Source organism: Psychrobacter sp. T6-5 (assembly GCF_052258485.2).
Classification (GTDB): domain Bacteria; phylum Pseudomonadota; class Gammaproteobacteria; order Pseudomonadales; family Moraxellaceae; genus Psychrobacter.
Window position 1 is genome coordinate 3143676 of record NZ_JBQQEY020000001.1, and the last position, 21439, is coordinate 3165114.

At 43.9% G+C, this 21439-nt stretch carries 16 protein-coding genes; 10 read left to right on the plus strand and 6 right to left on the minus strand.

The window, feature by feature from the left end; genetic code table 11:
* Positions 1-533 precede the first annotated feature (533 nt).
* Entirely contained in the window at positions 534-1148 is a 615-nt protein-coding gene (locus ACTXGK_RS28165; protein WP_443514554.1) for a pseudouridine synthase, read from the plus strand.
* Positions 1149-1330: 182 nt separating this feature from the next.
* The gene (gene copM / locus ACTXGK_RS28170; protein WP_443514555.1) at positions 1331-2182 is read left to right on the plus strand and encodes a CopM family metallochaperone; all 852 of its coding nucleotides are present in this window, start codon (positions 1331-1333) and stop codon (positions 2180-2182) included.
* 337 nt (positions 2183-2519) lie between these two features.
* Here copM and ACTXGK_RS28175 read toward each other — a convergent pair whose 3' ends face one another.
* A complete protein-coding gene (locus tag ACTXGK_RS28175) occupies positions 2520-4535 on the minus strand; it encodes a M61 family metallopeptidase (RefSeq protein WP_443514556.1) in 2016 nt (671 codons plus the stop codon).
* A 323-nt stretch (positions 4536-4858) separates the two neighbouring features.
* Between ACTXGK_RS28175 and ACTXGK_RS28180 the strand changes: the two genes are divergently transcribed.
* Positions 4859-5344, plus strand: coding sequence for an FKBP-type peptidyl-prolyl cis-trans isomerase (locus ACTXGK_RS28180; RefSeq protein WP_201598934.1), 486 nt, complete (start codon positions 4859-4861; stop codon positions 5342-5344).
* A 505-nt stretch (positions 5345-5849) separates the two neighbouring features.
* Here the strand turns inward: ACTXGK_RS28180 and ACTXGK_RS28185 are convergent.
* A complete protein-coding gene (locus tag ACTXGK_RS28185) occupies positions 5850-8060 on the minus strand; it encodes a carboxy terminal-processing peptidase (RefSeq protein WP_394210338.1) in 2211 nt (736 codons plus the stop codon).
* Between the two features lie 524 nt (positions 8061-8584).
* On the opposite strand from ACTXGK_RS28185, the gene nagZ reads away from it, so the two are divergent.
* The gene (nagZ, locus tag ACTXGK_RS28190; protein ID WP_443514557.1) at positions 8585-9670 is read left to right on the plus strand and encodes a beta-N-acetylhexosaminidase; all 1086 of its coding nucleotides are present in this window, start codon (positions 8585-8587) and stop codon (positions 9668-9670) included.
* Between the two features lie 104 nt (positions 9671-9774).
* Here nagZ and ACTXGK_RS28195 read toward each other — a convergent pair whose 3' ends face one another.
* Entirely contained in the window at positions 9775-11367 is a 1593-nt protein-coding gene (locus ACTXGK_RS28195) for an OmpA family protein (RefSeq protein ID WP_443514558.1), read from the minus strand.
* 473 nt (positions 11368-11840) lie between these two features.
* On the minus strand, positions 11841-13466 hold the full coding sequence (locus tag ACTXGK_RS28200) for a hypothetical protein (protein ID WP_443514559.1): 1626 nt from the start codon (positions 13464-13466) through the stop codon (positions 11841-11843).
* 395 nt (positions 13467-13861) lie between these two features.
* On the opposite strand from ACTXGK_RS28200, the gene ACTXGK_RS28205 reads away from it, so the two are divergent.
* The 6 genes from ACTXGK_RS28205 (at position 13862) to ACTXGK_RS28230 (ending at position 19009) form a co-directional block, all read left to right on the plus strand.
* Positions 13862-14470 (plus strand): rhomboid family intramembrane serine protease, encoded by a 609-nt coding sequence (locus ACTXGK_RS28205; protein WP_371531523.1) that lies wholly within the window; start codon positions 13862-13864, stop codon positions 14468-14470.
* Between the two features lie 83 nt (positions 14471-14553).
* Positions 14554-15519, plus strand: a complete 966-nt coding sequence (locus ACTXGK_RS28210) for a metallophosphoesterase (protein ID WP_443514560.1) — start codon at positions 14554-14556, stop codon at positions 15517-15519.
* Between the two features lie 99 nt (positions 15520-15618).
* Positions 15619-16170: a 5-(carboxyamino)imidazole ribonucleotide mutase gene (purE, locus tag ACTXGK_RS28215; RefSeq protein WP_443514561.1), complete on the plus strand. Its 552-nt coding sequence runs from the start codon at positions 15619-15621 to the stop codon at positions 16168-16170.
* A 197-nt stretch (positions 16171-16367) separates the two neighbouring features.
* Positions 16368-17684: a 5-(carboxyamino)imidazole ribonucleotide synthase gene (locus tag ACTXGK_RS28220; protein WP_443514562.1), complete on the plus strand. Its 1317-nt coding sequence runs from the start codon at positions 16368-16370 to the stop codon at positions 17682-17684.
* On the plus strand, positions 17684-18133 hold the full coding sequence (locus ACTXGK_RS28225; protein WP_093067583.1) for a YaiI/YqxD family protein: 450 nt from the start codon (positions 17684-17686) through the stop codon (positions 18131-18133). Before ACTXGK_RS28220 ends, ACTXGK_RS28225 begins: the two co-directional genes overlap by 1 nt.
* Before the next feature lie 234 nt (positions 18134-18367).
* Complete coding sequence (locus ACTXGK_RS28230) at positions 18368-19009, plus strand: SDR family oxidoreductase (RefSeq protein ID WP_443514563.1); 642 nt, start codon at positions 18368-18370, stop codon at positions 19007-19009.
* A 161-nt stretch (positions 19010-19170) separates the two neighbouring features.
* Here the strand turns inward: ACTXGK_RS28230 and epmA are convergent, their stop codons facing one another.
* On the minus strand, positions 19171-20187 hold the full coding sequence (gene epmA / locus ACTXGK_RS28235) for an EF-P lysine aminoacylase EpmA (protein ID WP_443514564.1): 1017 nt from the start codon (positions 20185-20187) through the stop codon (positions 19171-19173).
* Between the two features lie 86 nt (positions 20188-20273).
* Positions 20274-21392, minus strand: a complete 1119-nt coding sequence (locus tag ACTXGK_RS28240; protein ID WP_443514863.1) for a 4-phosphoerythronate dehydrogenase — start codon at positions 21390-21392, stop codon at positions 20274-20276.
* Positions 21393-21439 lie beyond the last annotated feature (47 nt).

The following is a 21439-nucleotide window of genomic DNA, read 5'->3' on the forward strand; positions in this document are numbered from 1 at the left end:
TCTAGACGCTTATTGGCTAAACAAAGTCTGATGTGTGAGACACTTACGGCATTGGATTGAACGATACTAAAAAATAGCTTCAAATTAAAAACGTACGAATTGATGCAAATATAAGCTAAAACTGTGTATAGAAACTGCTCATTATTAAATTCAGTGTTATTGGCTAAATTAATAAGAAATATCACATATACATTTTATATATTATTAATAAAATACAGCATTTATAACACTGTAATCTTTGAAGGGTTATAATATATTATCTTGTTGATAGTAATAGAACAAAGGGCTGGACAATCATTTTATCTTGTAGATGATAGGTTTATTACTATCAAAAATATAAATACCACTACAAAAATATGGAATTAGAGTAACAGTAAATTTGCGCGGTTGCTGTCCTACTTTTGTAGCAACATACATCGCACAGAGTACGTCAAACACGATATCTCTGTTCTTATTTTTTAGTACTGGCTTTGCTTGATCAAACATACGCCAAGACTGCTAATCACTCATTTACATTCAGGAAATATCACTTTATGCCGACTTCTAGTCTCATCTTGTTCAATAAGCCTTATGGGGTGCAAAGTCAGTTCAGAGACGATAGCAACAATAACCACGCCACTCTATCGCAGTACTTTACTGATAAGTCTTTGCGAGTTGCTGGTAGGCTTGATGCAACGTCCGAAGGGCTACTTATTTTGACCGATGATGGCCGAGTCAATAAAGCGATTACCCATCCGCCAAAAGCCAATGCTGGACGTAAGCAAGGTAAGACTTATTTGGTACAGGTTGAGGGCATTCCTACTGCTGAGCAACTTGGTCAGCTCAGACGTGGCGTGGTTCTCAAAGATGGCAAAACTCTGCCTGCTGAAGTCAAACACGTGAGTGAAGATGAGCTACCGATGACGCTCTGGCAACGTCATCCTCCGATACGTGAGCGTAAAAGCGTACCGGACTCATGGTTGATGCTGACGATTTATGAAGGTAAAAACCGTCAAGTCAGACGCATGACCGCGCACGTTGGGTTGCCCTGTCTGCGTTTGATACGTTGGTCGGTGGCAGGGTTTGAATTGGGTAACATAGCAGTTGGCGAGTTTGTGCGTATTCACTTAGCTAGTGAGCACTATCAGCAGTTGGGTATTAGCTATTAGTTTGTCACGTCTAAGCGCTTAGCTACCGATATATATTTTCATTTAAAGTAAATATATTACGTCTCGTTAAACATAGCGTCTCGAATGGGTAAGGTTTATCTGTTAAGATTCAGCACGTCATTAGTTATGTAAAATAGGCCTCATTTATTTATCATTTGGTCTTCTTATAGTAGGGATATATCATGATTGCTTCTCATCGTTTTGTTCTGTTGGCCACCAGCATGTCTGCTGCAATGCTATTAAGTGCGTGTCAGCCAGCAGCAGATAGTCAATCAGCACCTGTAGAAGAAGCCACCCCGCCAATGACTGACATGACTCATGCTGAGCATGAGAATATGAGCCACGATACATCGGTAGATAGCGAAAACATCACAGATGACGCTCAGATGACGGATATGCTCAAAGACTACACAAAGTCCATGACCAGCATGCATGACGAGATGATGATCGGGATGAGTTATAACGATCCTGATACTGCGTTTGCCAAAGGCATGCTTGGACATCATCGCGGCGCGATAGATATGGCGAAAATTCAGCTAAAATACGGTACAGATGACGCCATGCGCCAGCTTGCCCAAGATATCATCACGGCGCAGCAAGCTGAGATTGATATCCTAAACAAATGGCTTGCTAGCCATCCTGACGCAGCCAAACCTAAACCCAATACCGCTGCTATGCAACAGGCATATGCTAAGGGTATGGAAAGCATGCATGGCGAGATGACACTGGGGATTGCTGATCCTATGCCGGATATGGCATTTGCACGTGGCATGCTACCGCACCATATTGGCGCCGTAGATATGGCAAAAATCGAGCTCGAATATGGTACTGATGAAGAAATGCGTCAACTGGCACAGCACATCATCGATACGCAGCAAGTAGAGATTGAACTCATGCAAAACTGGATTGCCGCGCTTGAAGCGACGAGCGATGTTGAAAACGATAATGCTGAAGTTGTCGAGCCTAACGGCGACACTACTGCAAACGAGAAGTCTGCCAGTGAAGACCCTGATGATAAAACCAAAGAGCAGTAACAATCAACTCAGTATAAAAATATAAAATCGACTGTTTGTATGATTACTTCCTACTAAATATTGATTGAGAGTATCAAACAATCTATCAACTATGATTTAGGGCGTGTCATCATTTAGATAGCGAGGCTTAAAATGAGATAAATAGTAGTTAAATGAGGAAAAAACTGCAGAGAATATAGGTATATTCACAAGATTTTTGACGATATTTGACAAGATTTAGCCATTTTAAGACCGCTAAATGATTGAATGGGTTAATTGATGACACGCCCTAAGCCCCTTGATAAACATGTTTGTTTATCAAGGGGTTTTACTTTTCTGCCTGTACAAACCGCTGCCGCTATTCTGGCTGACGCTTCATGACATTAAGCCATGTCTCCCAACTTGCCTCTCCTTGCGCTTTATCATCATTGTCCTCTAGCGCTTTATCGCCTTTTACTATGTGTAGGCTGACTTTATGAGGAAACGCTTTTTCGATAACTTCCTCACTATCGGCACTATCTTGCCGTTGCAGCTCACTAGGTTGCACTTGCACACACATCAACTCATCGCGACGAAACAAATGACACTCAACGGGATGCTCTGCATTACTCAGCGATGCTAGCTGCTTACTATCCGCCTTGATGCCATCAATCGCGATAATAACGTCATGGGCTGAGATACCTGCTTTGGCAGCAACACTACCGCGGTTCACGCGATTAATTTTGAGTCCAGCGGGTGTCTCATTGCAGCGCATACCCCATGGGACATGCTTATCCGCAGTCTCTTTAGTATTGACCTGCATTTTGACACCGTTTGCGAGCAGCAGCGCCTCAATCGGCAATTCCTCTACGCCGTTGACGTAACGGCGTTCAAAATCTTCCCATTCCACTATTGGCATAAACTGCCCAATCACGTCGCCCATATCCGCGCTATTGATGCCGATACGCTTGCTGTCATTTTGCTTTGCTTGGGTATAGAACGCTTTGACCACATCAAATAGACGATAGCGATTGTTGGTATTTTTTAGCAACATCAAATCCAGACACAGCGCCACCAATGCGCCTTTATTGTAGTAGCTGATACCTGCATTACCGGTGTTTTCATCGCTGCGATATAGCTTAATCCAAGCATCAAAACTCGACTCGGCGACACTTTGGTTATCGCGTCCAGGCGTTTGATAATAGCGATTGATTTGTTCCGCTAGTAACCTAAGATAGTTTGACTTATCGATGACGCCAGATGCTTGCAGCATAAAATCATCGATATAAGACGTAAATCCTTCAAATACCCAAAGCATTGGAGTGAACGCTTCACGGCGTAGATCAACATCGATCATGACATCGGGACGCACGGTTTTAACCCACCACGAGTGAAAATACTCATGACTGCACAAGCCCAAAAACCGCTGATAATCCGTGCTCGGTATTTTTGGCTCATCAGCATTCGGTAAGTCACGGCGCGGGGTAATCAGACTAGTAGAATTGATATGCTCCAGCCCACCATAGTCCTGACCACTGGCAAACGTCATAAAGGTGTAATCGTTGAATGGCGCATCTCCCAACCAATCTAGATAGGTCTGGCAAATCTGGGTGACGTCTTGCTGTAGTCTACCCATGTTGGCGCTATGCTTGCCTGAGAGATAAAAACTGTGATGAAGTGTCTGATGCTGACTGTCATGAATAATAAAATCAAATTTATTCTGTGCTGCAATCTCAAAAGGATAATCAATCAGCTCATGATAATTATCTGCCCGTAATTGATAACAGTGCCGTTTGTCTTCGCTCTGACCCTCAACACACAGATGCGTAGATACCAAACCACATGCCAAGATTACATGACTTTCTTCTTTATCTAATAAAAACGACTCCGGGACAATCAAGCTGACTTGTACTGGAATCTGCTCTTGCCCATCGACCGCGAGTGCAAGTGAGGTAAAATTACCATACAGACGCTGCTGATCGACATAGGCAGTACGTACCGATAGGTCATAACAGTAGACTTCATACTCAACATCTACCCTCTGCCCTGTCTGAACCGTTGGCAGCTGCCACGTATGTTTATCTATTTTTTGCGCGCGATACGTCTCAAACTGACTGTCGTTATCTGTTATTTGGCGATCTGTTATTCGATAATGCACAGCGGTGATGTTGCGAGCAAACTCGCGCATCAGATAACTTCCTGGTATCCATGCTGGTAGCCAGAGCTGAGGAGCATCAGCTGTTGCCGTAAAAGACAGTGACACATCAACCAAATGCTCAGAAAAACGGGTAAAATCGAATTGGTAGCTGATATCAGCCATATTATTGATATCATCGTGGCTGATTGAAACGTCGCTCGTTAGCTGGTTATTAGTATTATCGGCAAATGCAGTCATAGTATCTCTCGTCCTTATTTTATTGTTATGTTAGGAGTCCTTCCCAAAAAACGCAACTCCCAAACCCTGAGTGGCCAGTAGTTATCGATTAACTATAGAAAATAACAGTTATTATTGTAAATTGTGGCATTAATTGGCATTTTTTATGTTTTTTGCCTTGAAACTTATATACGCCATCTCAATTAAAGATGCTAACTGCTAAAGTTACTTTAATAAACTGATGATAATTGACTAATACTGTGGCTATTTGGCTTGCTGATTGGCTTTTTTAGGTTTATTGCAACCGTATTTAATTTTTTACATAGATATATTTAGGATATTTTATGACTACTATCGCAAAAGACACTGCCGTCAAATTCAATTACACATTAAAAGACGACGAAGGCAATATCCTTGACCAGTCTCCAGAAGGTCAGCCACTTGCTTATCTACATGGTCACAGCAACATCATCCCAGGCCTAGAGTCACAACTAGAAGGCAAATCTGCTGGCGAAAAAGTCAACGCAGTAGTTGAACCTGCTGATGGCTACGGCGAGTACCAAGAGCAAGCGGTACAGCACGTACCACGCGAAAACTTCCAAGGCGTTGATGATATCCAGCCTGGTATGCAGTTCCAGTCAGAAGCTGGTGGCCAAGTTATGCTAGTTACTGTAACTGACGTAAACGACCAAGAAGTGACTGTTGATGCAAACCATCCATTGGCTGGTAAGCGTTTGACATTTGATGTTGAAATCCAAGAAGTACGTGCAGCAACTGAAGACGAACTAAACCACGGCCATGTACATGGCGCAGGTGGCGTTGAGCACTAATCTCTTCTAGAGTATAGTGAAAATGATTAGGCGATAAATGATTAAAGAATGAATCGACTAATCAAAAAGGCCAGTAGCTGATCAGGTTACTGGTCTTTTTTTATGGAGTTTTTATAGTAAATCATAGGTTAGATCAATATAAAGAAGGCAATTTATAGATTACTCATAAATATCCGATAAAATATATTACCAAATTCCAGACATAACAAAGCCGCATAACGACAAGCGTCATGCGGCTTTTATTACCAACCATCCATGTTAGCGTTACGTGATACCTAATCCCGGGGTATCTCATAACTGACAGGCATCCAGCCTTATCGTCCCTAATCAGCAAACCACTTATCCCTGATGCGACCTTTAAGATACCAATCCCTAGTATCAATGAACCGTTTCGTTCAATCGTGCCGTACAGTTATAGTCGCAGATTGACCTATGATTGGTAAGTGGTTCAAGCGTCAATCCATGTAAGCATATGCTTACATGGGTGTAATAGGTAATTGAGAATCTATAGCTTTTCTTCAGGGCTGAGCAATTTTTTGGGTTCTGCACTCAGCATCAGATAAGCGGCTTCGTTAATAAACGCTTCATCTTCTGGCAACTCTGGACGCTCAGCAGCTTTCATGCGACTACGCTCTTCAAACTTTGCATCCATCGCGGCCTGATACGTATTCCAATTAGAATAGGGGCGTTCACCAGTAGCGATCAGACGTCTGTTTTCGGCTTCTAACGAACGCTTTTCAATCAGCTGCATTTTGGCTCGGCGGCTGTTAATATCTAAACGAACTGGTTTCTTCTCATCGTCCATATTACGAATATCATTGAGCGTCGACAGATAAGTAAACTGTGGGTTCTTCTCTTGGCGAATCTTAGACTGCTGATTGAGCGTCGCTAGCGTATCGCTAGTGAACTTCCCTTCAGGCTTATAAGGCGCCGTTCTGATGGTATCCCAAGGCAAGGCTTTTTTCTGCGCGCGTTCGCCAAAGGTTGCATCATCATAGATATTGACCAATTCAACATCAGGTACTACGCCTTTATTCTGCGTACTACCACCTGTGATACGGTAAAATTTACGCTGAGTTAAGGTCGCAGAACCTAGTGCCAAGCTATCGAGTTGAATCTGCGCAGAGCCTTTACCTGTGGTCGTACTACCCACCACCAATCCACGACCATAATCCTGAATGGCCGCGGCAAAGATTTCGCTGGCTGAGGCCGATGCTAGATTGGTAATAACCACCATCTTGCCATCATAGAGCTGCTCGCCACCATCGTCATCACGGTACACTTGAATATTGCCGCGATTATCACGAATTTGTACCAGCGGTCCACTCTTGATAAATAGTCCTAGCATCTTGGCAACTTCATCTAATGAGCCGCCAGGGTTATTACGTAAGTCGACAACCAGACCATCGATATTTTCTTTGTTCAATTCTTTTAAGGCTTTTTCGGTATCGATACTGACACTACGATAGTCCTCACCATTACGGCGGGCACGATAGTTCAGATAAAAGCTCGGTATCTCAAGTACGCCAATACGTTTTGGTGTTTTGTCGATATTAGGACGTTGTACCTCTACCACGCGCTGAGTCACACCTGATTCTTCTTGCTGGATAATATCTCGCACGACGGTGACCGTACGGGCACTGGCATCTGGCGTATTAGGCTGACGTAGCTTGAGCGTGACAGACGTACCGCGCTTACCGCGAATCAAGCCGACAATCTCACGCGTCGACCAGCCAACCACGTCCGTCATGGTTTCGCCATCTTTTGCGATACCCACGATCAAGTCATTGGGCTTGATTTGTCCTGATTTGGCCGCTGGACCACCATCAACTAAGGTCACGATACGGGTGTAATCTGGGTTTTTACGATCAGGACGGATAGAAACACCGATGCCTTCTAATTGTAGACTAGACTGAATCTGTAGTTCAGTTGCTTGAATCGGCGCGTAGTAGTTACTGTGCGGATCATAAGTGAGCATCGCCGTGTTTAAGATAGTCTCCATGATTTCGTCATCTTTGAGACGCTTAAACTGCTCTTGCTGACGTGATAAACGATTTTGCAAAATCTCATTTGGCGTACGTTCATCGTTACGTACCAAGTCTTGTCCACGAGTGATATCTGGATTGCTTAAAAATACTTTTTCTTTGGCTTTTTCGTCTTCTTGGCCCAGCGTGATACTCATCAGCTGAAACTTTAGCTGACGTTCCCAATAGTCGCGCTGCTCTTTTTTGGTTTTGAAATGTCCGAGCTTTTCGCGATCAAGAATGATGGTGTCATCACCGGTCAAATCAATATCTTTCTTGAGCATCTTGGTCGCCATGGCAAAATATTCGTTTGAGCGTTTGCGATAACGATCGAAAACTTCTACCCCTGCGGATAGGTCGCCTTGCTTGAGGCGAGCGCCAAAATCATCGGCATGCTTTTTCTTAAGCTCATCGACATCAGACTGCAAAAATAAAGTATGATTTGGATCAAGACTATCAATGTACATTGATAAGATTTCGCTACCGGTTTTACTATCTAATGGCTGATTAAGGTAATGACTGCGATCCAGCAAAGCGGCAACTTGGCGAGTAGTGACCTTTTGCTCAGGTGTCTGAACAAAACTCCCCGTATTGGTTTCTGCTACGGCAGTACCGTAGCTTTGTGTCAGGATAATACCGGCGATGCCCACTGACGCTGCACTGAGTAACCACTGTGCTGGTTGTTTTTTCATCATATGTACCTAGTTATTTGAAGTTAGTGATATTATTTGTGTTATAAAAATTAAAAACTGCTGAATGTGTTATTGCCCATGACTGTCGTCTGTTTTGCTGAATGTCTGTCTTACTTTGCCTTAGCTTACTTATCACTATGAGCTTACAACGCTATAGCTTTATTATTCCGTCGCCTTTATATATAGATTCTGACGCTTATTATCGAATCCTGATATATAGTCAAAAATCAATATTATCATGCGCATAAATACTGAACTGTCTCAAACTGTATAAGCAATCTTACACGCAACGCCTGCACATACCAAACTTTCTATCACTTTTATCACACATAGCGACTGAAGGCTATTAGCATTAATTCGCCGACTATCCACAAATTGATTTGATACCAATAATCTGCCACATTAGGCTCAATTGATAATAACTGTCATAATAAAGTGCATGAGTAATGACTGCTAAGCGATTGGACATCGATGATCGGTCAACCCCATAATATAACAATACACAAAAAAATAAGGATTACGCAATGTACGGCGTTTTAATGATTGATATCGACAATACCGCACTGACCGCAGAAGACGTCAGCTTGATCAAACAAGCACAAATTGGCGGGGTCATACTGTTTGGACGTAACGTCGCCGATGCGGCCCAAGTACGCGCGTTGTGTGATGATATCCGGTATCACAATCAGGATATACTTATCGGTGTCGATCAAGAAGGCGGACGAGTCGCACGGCTGCGTGAAGGGTTTACACAGCTACCTGCTATGGGTAGGCTTGGTGAGTTATTCAATCACGACCCAAGTCGTGCGCTCAGCTGCGCATATGACTGCGGCTATCTGATGGCAGCCGAAGTACTGGCAGTAGGTATTGATTTGAGCTTTGCGCCCGTGCTGGATCGAAATGGTATCAGCCAAGTTATCGGTGACCGTAGCTTTCATCAGGAGCCACAAGCGATCGTTGCCCTAGCCACGCAGTTTATGCGCGGCATGAAAGCGGCTGGTATGGCCACCACTGGCAAGCATTTCCCTGGTCATGGTGCTATCGCTCCTGACTCTCATGTATCAGAGGCCATCGATACACGTAGCTTGGACGAGATCATCAATAGTGACATGCAACCTTTTGCGCAAACGCTGTCACTGCTTGATGCTCTGATGCCAGCGCATGTGATTTTTTCGCAAGTAGATAACAAACCCGCAGGATTTTCTAAAATTTGGCTAAAAGACATCATTCGTGATCAGCTAGCGTTTAACGGTGTGCTTTTTTCTGATGATTTATCGATGGCAGGGGCACAAGCTGCTGGCGATGTCAGCGCGCGCGTAAAAGCTGCCATTGAAGCTGGTTGCGATATTGCACTGGTGTGTAACGATCGCGTTGCCGCTCATGAAGCGGCAGCAGCAGCGCAAGAACTACCCTATCCTAACCAGAAGCGTATCAAAACCATGTGCGGTAATATACCAAAGTGGCAAGGTGATTTTGAGTCTACTTGCCAGCAGTTTGATTATTGGCAACAAGCAAAGAACAATGTTACTCAGACCTTTTTTAACGTTGAGTCTGATACACAAGTTGATGAACCTGCCAATGAGTCAAAAGACCCTACTGACTATAAGTAGCTTTATATTCATACAGAACATTTGAAAAATTTGGCAAATAAAAAACCGCATCATTAAGGTGCGGTTTTTTAGACTTGACTGCTACTAAATTAGATATTTTTTGATTAATTCGTTGGATCTACTGCAGTACCTTGAGTCGCATCATCACCATCAGGCAACAAATCATCATTATTACTGTCTAGCGGATTCAAATCTGGATCAAGCGAGTCGCTGTTGATGATCATACCATCATTTGGATCGACCATTTTGTCATTGACCATAAATTCAATCCGGCGGTTACGGAAACGCCCCTGCTCAGTTGAGTTATCGGCGATAGGATCTGTCTCACCCATACCTTTTGTACTAAGTTTGCTCGCATCGACACCTTGAGCCACCAGATACTCTTTTACTGACTCAGCACGCTCACGAGACAACTCCATGTTATAAGCATCCGACGCTTGGCTATCTGTATGACCGATAATCATCAGGTTCATATCAGGCACTTCGTTGATGATTTTTGCAGCACGATCAAGAATGGCTTTATTGACATCAGGGATAACGGCTTCATCCACTTGGAAGTTGATAACTTGAAGGCTCAAGGCACGCGCGACATCACGTGGGTCTGGATCGTCATCAAGATTGGTCATAGCAGCATCTGCAGCAGCCACACTCTCGTCAATCTCACCTTGCAAATCTAATGGACCTTCAGCTTCTACCATCATCGCAGGTGCAGCAGCTTGTAGATCAGTCACCAATTGGGCCAATGCCGCATCATCAGGTGCATTGACCGTGATGGTATCGCCTTTAATCACCATGCTAGCATTCGGTACATTTTTGACAATCGGTAATATAGTGGCAAGCTGTGCAGCGGCTGGCATATCTATGGCAAAATTATCATCGACATCAGCGCGGCACTTATTGGCTTCATCGCCGAACGCGCCAGTTAGTGCATTCATTACATTGGTCTGTAGCGTCTCGTTGCCTACGCTCATACGGCAAGCGTATAGCTCACCATTTTCGCCAGTGGCAATACGGAGTGAGGCAGGCTCGATATCAGTTGCCACTACTGCTTGCTTATTACCTTGCTCGTCTTGCTGCGCGGTAGCCATCGGCGTAGCAACAGGCTCAGGGTTCTCTTGACAGCCTCTTAATAAGGCCCAAGCCAATGCACCCAAAATAATCAGACCAATAATCGGTAACAACGCTTTCATAAAGCTGCCTTGCGGCTCTTCTTCTTTCTGCAGTGGTGCGGTACTGACCGTATCGGATATAGGTGCCGCAGCAGGAGTGGCCGCAATAGCACTCGCAGGTAAGACAGCCGCCGCCCATGCAGGGATATGATGCTGATAACTGTTGAGATTGTCATTGAGAAACTGCGGTACAGGGGTGGTCCCAGCCAAGCTTTTGATTTCATGAAAAGCAAGCGGCGCTGCCATAGTAATCAGACCACGAGAAGCTGTCTCATCGACACCATGTGCATTAGCGAGCTCACGAGAGATTTGGTCACGGTGGGCCCCTTCTGTCCATACACGATCATAAAAAGCACTATCATCACGAGCAATATTCTCATTAGCAAAACGGCTATAGGTATCATTATTCGCGAGGCGAGCAGCAAAAATTGCATAAAATTGCTCAAGTAGATTTTGCTTAGCAGGACTATGATCGTCTGCTAATACGGCTGGGCTGACTGTGCGTGTCAAATGACTGATAATATCCATAATACAACTCTCCCCTTAATTTTTATTTATATTGTTCGATTATTCAAAGCACAAAATCATCTAATAACGCGGCGACTGTTTACTCTATCATTTACTCTATAAAGTCAGATTTATCAGGCCACTATATTTGGTTTTGGATATTATAGAATTGTTAAAGGTGTGTTCACAGTCGATACGTTGTTGTGCAAATGATACGTTAAGTAATGTTTCAGTTGGCACACGTAACTATACACCCATAACTCAACAGGCATTTGAGTACCAGCTAATAAAATTCTGATACTCAGCTACGCAAATCTGCTTCCTACCTAGCACGTAACCGTTTTTGGTACTCAGATCTCAAATACGTAAGCTAAGCAACAGTTAAAATCAAAAAAGCGGTATGACAAATTCATACCGCTCCCTTGCTTAACTTTTGAACGAGTTCTAAAAGTACATTTAAACTAAGTCGATTTGAATGTACTTTATACGACTCACTACCTGACTTGTGCTGGTTCAGCAACGATGACACTGCTCGCCATGTCATCTACTTCTGATTCAGAAATAGGGCCTGAAGGCCTGCTCGTTCTATTACTAGAAGGGACGTTGCTAGGAATAGTACTTGGAACATTGGCAGGTACGTTGTTGGAATTATTATTAAATCCACCATTATTGTTAGGTAGTGGCGCAGGTATCACGCGATCACCTGTTTCATCATCAGCGGCTTGATATTCTCCAGTGCCATTGCTCATACCGTCATTACTGTATTGGTTATTAGCGCCTGCTCCATCACCGAATTGATTGTTTAGTCCATTAGTGCCTGCCATATCATATGTCGTATCACCATTGCTATTGTTAGGTAGTGGCAATGGCGCAGTACTATCGACTGCCATGGTTGGTGCTAAACTACGTACGTTTGTGACCAATTGTTGTAGTAGCATGTCATCCGGCGCCTCTACTGTCAGACGATCGTTTTGTAAATGTAGACGGGCAAACGGTGTCGATCTGAGCATGGTCAGGACATTGGGCAATATCTCCGCAGGCATATTTGCGATAGTAGTTGCTACTCCATCCTGCACGGTCAATTCACATATACTCGCCTGCTCACCAAAGCTCGTATTGAGTGCCTGTTGTAACGAGCTTTGTAGCGCTGCATCACCGACCGTCGCGCTACAAGTATAGAGGTTGCCACTATCATCTACGCCAACGATGAACTCGATGGGCGTCATCGTTGGTGCTGGTGGCGGAGCTGGAGTGACCACAGGCGCGACAGCAACAGGTTCTACTGGTATGTCACTTTTGGGTTTTATTAATAATGCCCAAGCAGCCAGTGCCATCGCAGCAAGCGCTACTATTAATAAAAACACCCGTACCAGTAAGTCGTTCCGCTGATTGCGAGTGCGCACTTTCTCTCGCTTGATGTTGCTATTTTCTGCCAAGTGATGAGCTGCTGGACTGGCATGGATAGCGTCATTACTGTCACCAAAATGCTCATCGTCATTTAATCCGTCAGTAGCGCTTATATTAGCGTTTTCCACATAAGCGGCTGTAGCGGCTGTCGTTGCAGCGATTGCGCTGGTGCTTAGATCAGGCTCATTAAGTTTATTCGGTACGGTATCACTCAATGGCACGATACCACTATCTGCGACAAAGTTTGACGTTGATTCGTGTCCAGCGCCTTGAGTAGCAGTGATAACGGACGCTGACCATATAGGTAAATATGGGCGTAGCGTCGACTGCTCTCCTTGCAAGAATGCTGGCAAAAACTGCCCATTGGCTAAAACCTTTAGCTCACGATAGGCTAAGGATGTTGCATTAATTAGCAATTGAGCAGTGATCGACTCATCAATATGATGCGCGGCTGACAGCTCTTGGATAATCGTTTTTTGTAGTATTTGGTCTTGCCATAGCTGCTCAAATAAAGGCCGCTCGGCAATACTGTCATTAGCCATTACCTGATCGTTACGAAGTAGTTGCGAGTAGACCTGTGGCACCGCTAAGCGCGTGGCTAAAATGGCATAAAACTGCTCAAGCAAGCTGATATAAGCCACGCTATCACTGCGATTATGCTCGCCCAATATAGCGGGGGTGACGGTCTGTTCTAATTGATCGATAATACTCATGGATCACTGCCTCTCTCGACTTTTTAAATCCGCAAAAATTAAGCACTTATTGTTCGTTGTATATACGGCTACTTGCCCTAAAACTGTCCAGCGTTTCTTAGCAGCATCGACGTCTATATAGCGGTTTCACTTATCTCACATGATACACTGCTACACTACTCACTATAAAAGCATAAAAATGCATCGTTTTGTCACATAATAGATATTTGTATCAGCATAACTGCTGTTAGTATTAACTAATTACGTTACGAGCAACTCGAACTTAGTATCAATATATTAATTAATGGTCATATTTGTTTTTACTCAGCCCTAACGCTTAGGCTTTGAACATTGTCATTTATCGCATTGCCATTTATTGCATTGTCACCTATCAGGCGCGGCCTAAGGATTTTCCTTTGTTAAACCATACGACCCTTATTATCATCATTACTGTTATTGTCAGCTTAGCGGCATGGCAAAACAAGAAATTGCTCAACCGTCTTATCTTTTATCCACCCGCCGTCAATAACGGACAATGGGATCGTTTTGTCACGCATGGCTTTATTCATGCTGACAGTATGCATCTGCTATTCAACATGTTTACGTTATACTTCTTTGGCCGAGCTATTGAAGGGCTATATCGTTCATTTTTGTTCGGCTATGGTTTTGTGGTTTTTTATGTGTTGGCTATTGTTGTTGCCATGGTTCCAAGCTATCTTAAAAATAAAAACAATGCCAGTTACTTAAGTCTTGGGGCATCGGGCGGTGTGTCAGCGGTCTTATTTGCCTTTATTTTGCTAGCACCGTGGGAGCGAATTTACTTATTTGCCATTATTCCTATTCCTGCGATACTGTTCGCCGTCGCTTACGTGTTTTATAGTATTTATGCGGACAAACGCGGTGGCTCAAATATCAATCATATGGCACATATGTGGGGCGGCGCATTTGGCGTCATTGCTACGATTATTTTAGAACCTAAAGTACTACCCCATTTTATAAATGCTTTATTGTCTCCTGGTTTTTAAACTGTTTTCTCAAATAGAAATTCTTTGAATCAGGACAATTAAGCAAGTTGCTTACTTTTACGTTTGAGATTTAATAATTCATTATGATTATAGATATTATCGGTGATATTCATGGTTATGCAGACAAGCTCGTTGGTTTGTTAAACCAATTAGGCTACGAGCATAACGGTCAGCATTTTGTGCCACCGGCAGGTCACAGGGCGTTATTCATTGGCGATTTGATTGACCGTGGGTCGCAGCAATTAGCCACATTAGAGATTGTCTTTGCGATGTTAGACGCAGACGTGGCCGATGCGGTGATGGGCAATCATGAATATAATGCCTTGGCTTATGCTACGCTCGATCCTGAGGATTCTAGCCAATATCTGCGCTCACATAATGCGGTACATAAACGCCAACATGAAGCGTTCTTGGCAGAGATACCGTTCGGCTCAGAGCAGCACGAATACTGGTTGCAGCGCTTATATGAGATACCTCTGTGGATTGAGACGGATTATGCGTGTTTTGTGCATGCTTGTTGGGATATAGATAGCATGGCGGTTCTAAAGCCACTGCTGACGGATAATAACTGCCTGACTCCTGAAGGTCTAATCGCAACTGCTAAAGAAGATACCATCGCCTTTGATGCTTTAGAACGAGTATTAAAAGGGGTTGAGACAAGGTTACCTGATGGCATCATCATGGTAGATAAAGAAGGAACTGAACGCAGACGAGTGCGGGTGCGTTGGTGGCTTGATAAGTTGAATCAGCGCACGCTTCGCGAGGTCGCTCGCGCTCCGTCCTCCGCACTGGCACAAATACCGCCTGATGCATTAGCTGAAAATATTGACTTTGCGCTACAAACACATAAACCTGTATTTGTCGGTCACTATTGGCTCACCGGCACACCTGAGCCACTCAGTCCACAAGTTGCCTGTACTGATTATTCGGCAGCGGTAGATAGTGGCTACTTGACTTGCTATCAGCTTGATACCGAACAGCCATTACCACTGACAGCTTCTCGCTTTGTGCAGCATTATCATGACAAAAAAGCAGAGATAAACCAGTGATATAAACGCTATTAACACCATATCATTATTAAAAGTCAAACTTGGCTTTACGAGTGTAGCAAAATTTTTGTATGATGGTCTTTTTGAGGATATCCAATCATGAGCACCACCAATACTGCGGCTAACCAGAACGGTCCAATCACCTCCCCTGCTGGTCAACCAAAAGTCGGCATTATCATGGGTTCGCAGTCTGATTGGGCGACCATGAGTGCCGCTGCGCAATTGCTAGCAGACTTTGATATTGCCTTTGAGTGTGAAGTGGTTTCTGCCCACCGTACGCCTGACAGATTATTTGATTACGCCAAAAGTGCAAAAGACAACGGTCTACAAGTGATCATCGCTGGTGCAGGCGGTGCTGCTCATCTACCTGGTATGTGCGCGAGCCAAACCCCACTACCTGTATTTGGCGTCCCTGTAAAATCCTCTATGCTAAGTGGTTGGGACAGTCTGTTGTCTATTGTACAAATGCCGAAAGGGGTTGCTGTTGGGACATTGGCGATTGGTACCGCTGGCGCTTATAACGCTGCTCTACTTGCGATTCAAGTCTTGGCCTTGCATGATGATACGATTGCTACTAAGCTGGATCAGATGCGTCAGACTCAAACCGAGACCATTCTTGCTAGCCCAACACCCGGTATTATGAATCCTTAAATAAATATAGAGTAACCAGTATTTTTAGCATGGTCTTTTATACTGATCGCCTAAAAACAAAAGCTATCACTTTTTATTTTTAAGTAAGTCATACTAGATATAAGGTGCCTATAGTGCACCTTTTCCTATTTTCGCCCATTGCGTTTTAAATTTTAATACAACACAGACCTCATTCACTTTTATTCAAAGAGCCTTTCATGACTACAGCAAACGCTTATCCTGTTACCCAAACCATTCGTACCATCGGTATTTTAGGCGGTGGTCAGCTTGGTATGATGCTTGCCGAAGCCGCGATGCCACTCGGCTATCAATGCGTGTTTTTAGAAGACAATTCAGAATGCCCTGCCAGCCTATATGGTCGCGTGTTTCATAGCGATCAATTAGCAGACTTTATCGCAGCCGCTGATGTCTTTACCTTAGAGTTCGAGAACACGCCAACGTCTACGGTCGAACAATTAACGAGCTTGTCAAAGTCTGGTAACAAGCAAGGCATGTTCCCACCACTGATTGCGCTTGATGTCGCCCAAGACCGTCTGAAAGAAAAGCAGATGTTCAATGCGCTTGATATTGCAACCGTGCCATTCATGGAAGTTAATTCTGAAGCTGAGTTAAAACAAGCTTGTGAAGCGTTGGGCTTGCCTATCGTGTTGAAGACCAGTCGCGGTGGTTATGATGGTAAAGGTCAGTTCGTGATCAAACAAGACAATGATATTAAAGCAGCTTGGCTTGAGCTAAAAGATGCCGTCAGTGGTAAAAGTTCACTCACGCCAACGCCTGCGCCACTGATTGCCGAAGGCTTCATTAATTTTAATCGTGAAGTCTCTATCATTGCAGCAAGAGCACAAAACGGTCAGGTACGCTGTTATGATTTGGTCGAAAACCATCATCATCACGGTATTTTGGCAAAAACTCAAGCTCCTGCGGTCGGTACCAGCCACCTGCTCCAGCAGGCAACAGACGCCATCACAAAAATCATGAACCATCTAGACTATGTGGGTGTTATGGCACTTGAGCTGTTTGTCACCAAAGATGCTCGCGGTCATACCACGATACTGGCTAATGAGATTGCCCCGCGTGTGCATAACTCTGGACACTGGAGCATCGAAGGCGCGGTTACTAGCCAGTTTGAAAATCATATCCGTGCTGTGGTCAACTTGCCATTAGGCGATACAGACAATGTCCATCCGGCGATTATGGTCAACGTACTTGGCCAATATCCTGATATCAGTGCCGTGTTAAATATCGATGGCGCTCACTATCATAGCTATCATAAAGCCGAGCGTGACGATCGCAAGATTGCTCACATCACCTTGATGCCCAATGATGTGACTGACTTAGAATCAGCCATGGCAAAGTTGGTTGCCGTATTGCCAAATAAAGTAGGTTTGGACAAAGAGTATGGAAATATCGATACTCAATCTAACACCGCAGATATCGCAGCTAAAAACGACGTCTTAGAAGATAACGGTGCTGAAGCAGCATTGTCGCCAAAGACAGAGAAGGCCAAAAAATAATGCAAATTTGGGTGGATGCCGACTCCGTACCATTGATTGCCAAAGATTTGATTATCAAAACGGCTGAACGTACCAAGACAATGGCGATATTCGTCGCCAACCAGCCAATCAAACTACGCAAATCTCCTCTGCTCGTTATGACGGTTGTACCATCAGGCTTTGACAAGGCTGATGATTATATCGTCGAGCAGATACAGGCTGGCGATTTGGCGATTACGAGCGATATACCTTTAGCCAATGATATTTTGGATAAAGGCGGCCTAGTACTGACAACCCGCGGCGTGGTCTATGACAAGAATAATATCAAGCAAAAGCTCAATATGCGCGATTTTATGGATACCATGCGCGGCACGGGTGTCCTAGAGCTGCAAGAGATGAGCGGTCAAAAACCCTACGGCGACCGCGATAAAAAAGCCTTTGCCGACGGTCTCAATCGCTTGGTTCGTTAGTAGGCCTTATCATTCCGTCTGACACTGACCTGCTTACCAACTATTAGATGATGTCTTCTAAGTAACGTATGCCTCCTTGCAAACCGTATACACTCTATAACCAAAACCTATTCAATCAGCACGCTTTATAACGAAGCGTGTTGCCTATCTTTGTTAAGATACATTCAGTTTTTGAGATAAATACATTCACTGAATGCCTCACATAACAGAATTCAAATAAAAATAGGAATGATTATGAAAATTTTAGTCGTTGGTGCAAGTGGTCGTGTCGGTAGTAACTTGGTTAAGCAACTATTAGCTGACGAACACCAAATAATTGGTACGACTCGCCAAGAAGAAAAACTGTTTGATAATGATAGCTATAGCCAGCTAGATTTGGATATTACTGCTAGCAAAGAGTCTATCGAAAAACAGCTGGATCAAGACATTGATGCTGTCTACTTTGTCGCAGGATCTGGTGGTAAAAATGTATTAGAAGTTGACTTACATGGTGCAGTAAAGACCATGCAAGCTGCGCAGGACAAAGGTATCAAACGCTATATTATGCTCAGCTCTGTATTCTCGCTAGAGACTGAGAAATGGGACAATAATCCTAACATTGCAGATCTAAAAGACTACTATATCTCTAAGCACTATGCTGATCATTGGTTAGTGAATAACAGCTCGCTCGACTACACAATCGTACAGCCGGGCGCACTGAAGGAGCGTGACGGTACAGGCAAAATCACTATCAATGATACCAGCTCTGGTGAAAATGCTATCGAAGACGTTGCTACGACACTAGCAGCCGTCCTAACCGCTGAGAATACAATAGGAAAAGTATTTAACATGCATAATGGTGACATAGACATCAATGAAGCCATTGCTACTGTGTAAGCCACTACTGTTTAGATGAGTTTGACTACCGAGATGTAACTACGTACGTAACATTTCAGAATTGAATTACAAAAAAGGTCGTTATCGATTCGCCAATATTCGATTGGTAAATTGGTGACGACCTTTTTTCCTGCTGCTATGAATAAAAGCTATCTATCTCATTATGCTTGACCACTGGGAAAAGCAATCACTTCCTCCAAACTCTTTGCGCCTGTCATGACCATGAGCAATCTATCAACACCGACCGCAATACCACTACAAGGGATCAAGTCATCAGATGCAGCAATTAAATGCTCATCTATCGGCATCTGTGGCAACCCATGACGCTGACGTAGTTGATTGTCTTGTTCAAAACGTGCTCGCAACGCTGGACCATCTGCCAGCTCATCATAAGCGTTGGCAATCTCAATCCCGTTGATATACAGCTCGAAGCGTTTCGCTATTTTATTGCCTTCCTTATCCAGCGCCGTCTTTGCCAATGCGGCTGTCGCAGGCGGATATTCTATGATCAGTGTCGGCAAATCATGTCCAAGATTGGGTTCTACTGCATGACTAAATAGTAAGTCTAACCAGTTCTGACGACGGTTTTCTTCGCTATCATCAGCATCATTAAAATCAAATCCTATCAACCCTCTATCTTCTGCTACAGCTTGGAGCGCAGATAGGCTCGCTGTCAGTGGATGTATACCAACAAAATCCATAAAAGCATCGACATAGCGATAATGACTCATCACCATTGAATGACCATACAGCGCCGTAAGCAACTCATTAAGCTCACCTGCCATATCGTCGAGACTGTAATTGGGCTGGTACCACTCTAACATTGTAAATTCGATATTATGACGCACGCCTATCTCATTATCCCGAAAGACAGGACAAATTTGATAAATAGGCACTTGCCAGCTCGCCAGTAAACGCTTCATCGCAAACTCAGGAGACGTATGTAAATAATAGGTACGAGGACGATCTTGATAGGTCACATTTGCTGCTACTGACTGCAAAAAAGTATCAGTATTCCCCGCTTGCGATAGAAGCGGCGTCTGCACTTCAAGTACTTGGCGACTGGTAAAAAACTGCCGAATATCACCGATAAACTTGGCGCGTTGCTGTGCCATTGCCAGTGTCATGGTTGGTGCATAGTTAGGTTTATGACTAGATGTACTGCTTGATTGGCTCATGACTGTCTACCGTGATTCATAAATAATAATGCTTTAATGACGTAGATTATTTATGTTTTTAAGAATAGTGTTTTTAAATTGCTAGATTAGGATTGCCACTCACGGCGCAAGTGGTAATCACGTCTCAAACCGTCAAAGTCAGCGCCATTCACTTCTTTGTCAGAACTTTCACCCGATATTTTACTTCGCAATGAGGCATCATCTTGCATAATGTCATAAAATTTTGGCAGTCTGTCTGGGTGTGCTTTTAACTCAGACCACAAAAACAGGTTGAGTGGTAGCAGGTCGGACATAGACTGGGCAGGTATGATCCCTAGCTTCTCACACAAGGCATCATAGATGATTTGTGTACCCCGTAGTTTGCCTTCTAATGTGTAGCCAGCGATATGGGGTGTAGCGATTGTGAGCTTAGACAGGAGGCTATCAGCAACCGTTGGCTCATGCTCAAACACGTCCAAAACCACTTGTCGCCCAGTATGAGCAATATCGTTCTTGAGATCATTTTCATGAATCACAGGGCCGCGCGCGCTATTAATCAATATGGTATCAGCAGGCATCATGGCCAATGTATCTGCATTGATGAGATGATGCGTTGGATAGTCACTGCCTTTAGAATCAGTATCAACTTTCTCGATTGTCAAAGGCACATGCAAACTCACCGCGTTACTTTGAGAGAGCACCTGTTTAAGGCTAGCATTATTAATAGTAGAGCTTGGCAATAATGGATCGTATCCAAGTACCTGCCAGCCCAAGTCATTGGCATATTGAGCAAGCGTACCGCCAATATTACCAAGGCCGATAATACCGAGTGTCACGGGCTGCTGCCAATAGTTTGGACGTATGGTCAAGATAGCTGTCAATACGTACTGAGCCACCGAGTGCTTGCTACAACCAGCGGCATTGGCAAAAGTAACGTTGTGCATCGCTAAATAGTCTTGGTCAACATGATCTGTACCGATAGTCGCTGAGCCAACAAATTGCACGCTATGATTTTCAGCCAACAGCGCCTCATTGACTTGTGTGACCGAGCGTATTAATAAAATATCTGGCTGTACTTCAGACAGCAGTTTTGCATCAATATCACGACCAGCGACAGTAATAATATTGACTGTCTGCTCGGTCAATTCACCTAATGTAACCTCATTAAAAAAATCATTCAGGCTAGCGATATTGCTATCCGCAACGATTGTAATATCTTTAGCCATATTCATCGTATCTATTTTATTGTCCATAGCATCTGCGATACTATTAT

What these genes read in the sequence shown, in the direction of transcription:
- ACTXGK_RS28165 (WP_443514554.1), top strand. Translation starts at nt 534, where the DNA reads ATGCCGACTTCTAGTCTCATCTTGTTCAATAAGCCTTATGGGGTGCAA.
- copM (WP_443514555.1), top strand. Translation starts at nt 1,331, where the DNA reads ATGATTGCTTCTCATCGTTTTGTTCTGTTGGCCACCAGCATGTCTGCT.
- ACTXGK_RS28175 (WP_443514556.1), bottom strand. Translation starts at nt 4,535, where the DNA reads ATGACTGCATTTGCCGATAATACTAATAACCAGCTAACGAGCGACGTT.
- ACTXGK_RS28180 (WP_201598934.1), top strand. Translation starts at nt 4,859, where the DNA reads ATGACTACTATCGCAAAAGACACTGCCGTCAAATTCAATTACACATTA.
- ACTXGK_RS28185 (WP_394210338.1), bottom strand. Translation starts at nt 8,060, where the DNA reads ATGAAAAAACAACCAGCACAGTGGTTACTCAGTGCAGCGTCAGTGGGC.
- nagZ (WP_443514557.1), top strand. Translation starts at nt 8,585, where the DNA reads ATGTACGGCGTTTTAATGATTGATATCGACAATACCGCACTGACCGCA.
- ACTXGK_RS28195 (WP_443514558.1), bottom strand. Translation starts at nt 11,367, where the DNA reads ATGGATATTATCAGTCATTTGACACGCACAGTCAGCCCAGCCGTATTA.
- ACTXGK_RS28200 (WP_443514559.1), bottom strand. Translation starts at nt 13,466, where the DNA reads ATGAGTATTATCGATCAATTAGAACAGACCGTCACCCCCGCTATATTG.
- ACTXGK_RS28210 (WP_443514560.1), top strand. Translation starts at nt 14,554, where the DNA reads ATGATTATAGATATTATCGGTGATATTCATGGTTATGCAGACAAGCTC.
- purE (WP_443514561.1), top strand. Translation starts at nt 15,619, where the DNA reads ATGAGCACCACCAATACTGCGGCTAACCAGAACGGTCCAATCACCTCC.
- ACTXGK_RS28220 (WP_443514562.1), top strand. Translation starts at nt 16,368, where the DNA reads ATGACTACAGCAAACGCTTATCCTGTTACCCAAACCATTCGTACCATC.
- ACTXGK_RS28225 (WP_093067583.1), top strand. Translation starts at nt 17,684, where the DNA reads ATGCAAATTTGGGTGGATGCCGACTCCGTACCATTGATTGCCAAAGAT.
- ACTXGK_RS28230 (WP_443514563.1), top strand. Translation starts at nt 18,368, where the DNA reads ATGAAAATTTTAGTCGTTGGTGCAAGTGGTCGTGTCGGTAGTAACTTG.
- epmA (WP_443514564.1), bottom strand. Translation starts at nt 20,187, where the DNA reads ATGAGCCAATCAAGCAGTACATCTAGTCATAAACCTAACTATGCACCA.
- ACTXGK_RS28240 (WP_443514863.1), bottom strand. Translation starts at nt 21,392, where the DNA reads ATGGCTAAAGATATTACAATCGTTGCGGATAGCAATATCGCTAGCCTG.